The sequence below is a fragment of the Cereibacter johrii genome (assembly GCF_001720585.1).
GTDB classification, from domain to species: domain Bacteria; phylum Pseudomonadota; class Alphaproteobacteria; order Rhodobacterales; family Rhodobacteraceae; genus Cereibacter_A; species Cereibacter_A johrii.
Map to the genome: position 1 here is coordinate 1 of NZ_MABH01000009.1, position 4,048 is coordinate 4,048.

Annotated in this window: 4 protein-coding genes; 2 read left to right on the forward strand and 2 right to left on the reverse strand. The window is 67.5% G+C overall.

Going from position 1 to position 4,048, the window contains the following annotated elements; genetic code table 11:
- Positions 1-109: 109 nt before the first annotated feature.
- Positions 110-514 (reverse strand): MaoC/PaaZ C-terminal domain-containing protein, encoded by a 405-nt coding sequence (locus A9O63_RS00220; RefSeq protein WP_084295483.1) that lies wholly within the window; start codon positions 512-514, stop codon positions 110-112.
- A gap of 277 nt (positions 515-791) precedes the next feature.
- On the opposite strand from A9O63_RS00220, the gene A9O63_RS00225 reads away from it, so the two are divergent.
- Both A9O63_RS00225 and rfbF read left to right on the forward strand, forming a co-directional pair.
- On the forward strand, positions 792-1,706 hold the full coding sequence (locus tag A9O63_RS00225) for a hypothetical protein (protein WP_069330118.1): 915 nt from the start codon (positions 792-794) through the stop codon (positions 1,704-1,706).
- Positions 1,707-1,784: 78 nt separating this feature from the next.
- Positions 1,785-2,558, forward strand: a complete 774-nt coding sequence (gene rfbF, locus A9O63_RS00230) for a glucose-1-phosphate cytidylyltransferase (RefSeq protein ID WP_069330119.1) — start codon at positions 1,785-1,787, stop codon at positions 2,556-2,558.
- Positions 2,559-2,793: 235 nt separating this feature from the next.
- Here the strand turns inward: rfbF and A9O63_RS00235 are convergent, their stop codons facing one another.
- The gene (locus A9O63_RS00235; protein ID WP_069330120.1) at positions 2,794-3,801 is read right to left on the reverse strand and encodes a glycosyltransferase family 2 protein; all 1,008 of its coding nucleotides are present in this window, start codon (positions 3,799-3,801) and stop codon (positions 2,794-2,796) included.
- Positions 3,802-4,048 lie beyond the last annotated feature (247 nt).

Consider the following 4,048-nt stretch of genomic DNA (forward strand, 5'->3'; position numbering starts at 1 on the left):
CGTCCGGCCCCCGCGCCGTAGCCGATCCACACCGGGCCCCGCCGGGCCGCGATCCGGCAGAGGGCGCCGCCGATGGCGCCGCTGCCGCCCGTCACGAGAAGCCCACCCGTCACTCGGCCGCCTCGCAGGCAGACTGCGGTTCGGGCAACAGAGTCATGGCCTCGCCCTCGGCGATGCGCCGGCCGCCGCTCGAGATCGTCAGGCGGATGAGCCGGATGCCGAGATGCGGCGTCTCGTGCTTCACCTCAGCCTCGAGTTGTGCGCGCTCGCCCACCAGAAGCGGCCGGCGGAACTTCATCGTCAGCGATTGCCACACGCAGCCGGGCCCCGGCAGGGCCGTGCCGAGCAGCCGGGACACTTCGGCGATCAGCAGACCGCCATAGACGATGGGACCGTCGAATCCCCTGTCGCGGGCAAAGGAAGGGTCGAAGTGGATGGGATTGTCGTCACCGCTGATGGAGCGGAAGTCCTCCATCCGGGCAGTGGTCACGGTGAAATCGAACGCTATCGTCAAACTGCGCCTCGAATCAAATGTCTGTCGCGGCAGGGTCGCCGCAAGTCGTTGATCAAAAAAACGGAGCTGCAAATGCGGGTGCAGCCTGGGGTAGAGCCTATAGGAAGCAGGATACCATGGGCTTTGTTCCCGACTCGAATTTTTTTCGCTCCGCCTCAAGAAACCGCTCGCTCTGCGGCTGCGGGCGCGTATCTTTCCCGGAGTGACCCGGCGCCGGTTTGTCGGTGGGCCTTTCCCTAGGCCGGGCACGGTTTGTTTGGATTGAAGGCAGCTTGGGATGAGAAGTTATATTCTGTCCGCCGCCGCAGGCATGGTCCTGATGGCAGGTGCAATAGCGGCGGCCTTCACGGCGGCTGCGGCGATCTGGCCCGACCAGATGCCGCCGCCCGCGATCTCCGGCAGCATCGCGACCGACGAGAAGCTGAAATATCTGCGCGAGCGCGGGTCCGAGCCGGTGGATTTCCTTGCCATCGGTTCCTCCATCACCTGGAAGCATCTCGACGGCGCGCCGTTCGATGGCCGGGTGGGCAACTTCGTGAACGGCGGCACGGCCTATCTTCAGGTGCACGAGATCCGCACCTTCACCCGCTTCTACCTCGACCTCTATCCCCAGATTTCGCAGGTGGTGATGCTGAGCGCGCTGCCCGACTACGGCACCTGCGCGGGCGAGGGGCGGATCATGGATCTCGAGGATGCGGCCTCCTACGTCCGCGGTCGTGTGCCGGAAGCCTGGTTCTACATGCGCTATTTCGCCCCGCTCCGCTACGTCCTGCAGGCGCGGCGGCGGGTTGAGCGGCTGAAGCCCTACGATGCCTTCGGCTACTGGCTCGACCGGCATGGCACGACGCCCTCGATGCTGCCGACCGAGGTGGGCTACGACCTGCGCTACGACGAGATTGCGCTCGATCCCGCCTGCCTCGAGGCGCTCGACGGGCTGAACCGCGACCTCGAGGCGCGGGGTGTGACCTTCACGCTGGTGATGACCCCGGTCGCGCCGCGCTATTCCGACCTCCACCCGGCCACCACCCGGGCGACCGAGCGGATCGAGAGCTTCGCGCGCAGCCGGGGGATCCGGCTTCTCGACTTCTTCGGCGATCCCTCGTTCGACGATGCCGATTTCTGGGATGCCTTCCACATGCAGTGGCCGGCAGCCCGCCGACTGTCGCGCGAGGTGGCAGACACGCTTCTCTGACCCTTTTCAGCGGGCCGCCCGGACCGCCGCGACAGAGCCCGGGCTTCATTCCGACCGAAGATTGACAGGAGCATTTGCATGAAGGCCGTATTGCTTGCGGGTGGCTATGGAACGCGGTTGAGCGAGGAGACGGGCGTTGTCCCGAAACCCCTCGTCGAGATCGGCGGACGGCCGATCCTGTGGCACATCATGAAGATCTATGCCGCCCACGGGATCACCGATTTCGTGATCTGCTGTGGCTACAAGGGTCACATGATCAAGGATTATTTCCTGAGCTACTTCCACCGCAACAGCGACATCACGATCGACGTCCGCTCGAACCAGATCGAGCTGCACCGTCCCGTGTCCGAGCCGTGGCGCGTGACGATGGTGGATACCGGGCTCGAGACCATGACCGGCGGGCGGATCAAGCGCATCCGCGAGCATATCGGCGACGAGGCCTTCTGCCTGACCTATGGCGATGGCGTCTCGGACATCGACATCGGCAGCCTCGTGGCCTTCCACAAGGAGCAGGGCGTGGCGGGCACCGTCACCGCCGTGCGACTGCCCGGCCGCTTCGGCGCGCTCGACCTGTCGGAAGGCACGCGGGTCAACCGGCTGCGCGAGAAGAGCATGATGGACGGTCAGACCATCAACGGCGGCTTCTTCGTTCTCGAACCTTCGGTCTTCGACTATATCGACGGCGATGCCACCGTCTGGGAGGAAGAGCCGCTGCAGGGCCTCGTCCGCGACGGCCAGCTCGCGGTCTACCGCCACGAGGGCTTCTGGCAGAACATGGACACGCTGCGCGACAAGACGCTGCTGCAGGGTCTGTGGGAGAAGGGCAAGGCCCCTTGGAAGATCTGGGAATGACCGCTCTCCCGCCGGGCCCGCCCGGCGGGGACCGTTCCCGGGCCTCGCGTTGACCCCGCCCGTGCGGATCAGGCGGCCCCCGCCGGCCGGGGGCGGGGCCTGAGCGGGAGAGGGGGCGGCCTTCGGATCAGGGGGAGCCCTCCGGCATCCGCCTCCGGGCATCGGTCCATCCGCCGCCCGCGGCCGGCATGCGCGCCCGCGCCCGGTTGCCGAGCCGGAGGCGCAAGGCCCCGGTCTACCACTGCAGGCTCTCGGCCTCGCGGTTGGGCAGCACGGCCAGGAACCGCAGCGGCATGGCGGGCACGAGGCCCGGGTCCAGCGCCGCGAGCTTCCAGGTGAGCGAGAGCGTCGGCACCCGGCCCTGCAGGAGCGCGCGCAGGAAGAGGTAGCTGTAGGCGCGGCGATAGCGGCGGATGCGGTCGGCCACCGTCCGGCGGTCGGCCTCCGTCAGCGTGAGCCGCCGGCCGACCGTGTGGAAGAACATCAGCATGTAGCCCGTGCGGTCCACGACCTTGGTGGATTTCCAGTCGAAGGCGTCGAAATAGACGTTCACGCCCCGGCCGCAGAGCACGTTCATCTTCCAGGACACGACCGTGCGGGCCCCGGCCGCGATCAGCGACAGCCAGAAGAGCTGGTCCTCGCCGGCGTTCCGCAGCCGCGGGTCGAAGCGCAGCGTCTCGACGAAGCTCTGCCGCACCACGACGGTCGAGGTCTGGCTGAGGTAGGTATCGACCGAAGCTGCCATGATGGAGGGCTGGTCGAAGGCGAGGACCGGCGCCTCGGCATCGAGTACGGTGACGCCCGCGTGCCGCTCCTCGCGCATCCGGCGCAGGGCGGGGGTGCGCTCGAAATAGGTGATGTCGTCGTCGGTGCGCTGGTGGTCGCAGAAATGGAAGTCGTAGCCCCGCTCGAGCAGATCGAGCGCATCCGCAAGATGGGTGGGTTGCCAGATGTCGTCGGAATCGAGGAAGGCCACACGGTCGAAACCTTCCGCCGCCACGGCGTCGAGCCCCGCGTTCCGCGCGGCGCCGGGACCGCCGTTCTTCTGGGCGATCAGCCGCACGGGAACCTTGCCCTGCCGCCCCTCGACCTCGGACCGGGCGGGCACGGGAGACTCGTCATCGATGACGAAGACGGTGAGGCTATGGCCTTCGGGAAGGATCTGCCCATCGACCGAGTCGAGCGCGCGAGAGAGGATCCCCGCCTCCCGCTGGTAGAAGGGGATGATGACCGCGGTTTTCATGTGGAAAAGTCCTGAAGCAAATGTCTCTGTCAATGAATGTAGGGGCGGCGGCGGGGCCGTCACGGCCGCAGTCCGCCCAGCGGCCGAACAGCCGCAGCGGCCATGTTAGCCAGAGAGCCGGGGCCGAGACAAACGCTTTTCCGCGTCGCCGGGGGCCGGGCCGAGGCTCTGCCCGGACGGTCGGCACGCTTCGGCCCAAGGCCCCTGTCGGGGGTCATCCGCGCGTCCGCCGGGCGCCCGCCCCTCG

Bases quoted from the DNA above. Each gene is read 5' to 3' on its own strand.
- A9O63_RS00225 (WP_069330118.1), top strand. From the start codon at position 792: ATGAGAAGTTATATTCTGTCCGCCGCCGCAGGCATGGTCCTGATGGCA.
- rfbF (WP_069330119.1), top strand. From the start codon at position 1,785: ATGAAGGCCGTATTGCTTGCGGGTGGCTATGGAACGCGGTTGAGCGAG.
- A9O63_RS00235 (WP_069330120.1), bottom strand. From the start codon at position 3,801: ATGAAAACCGCGGTCATCATCCCCTTCTACCAGCGGGAGGCGGGGATC.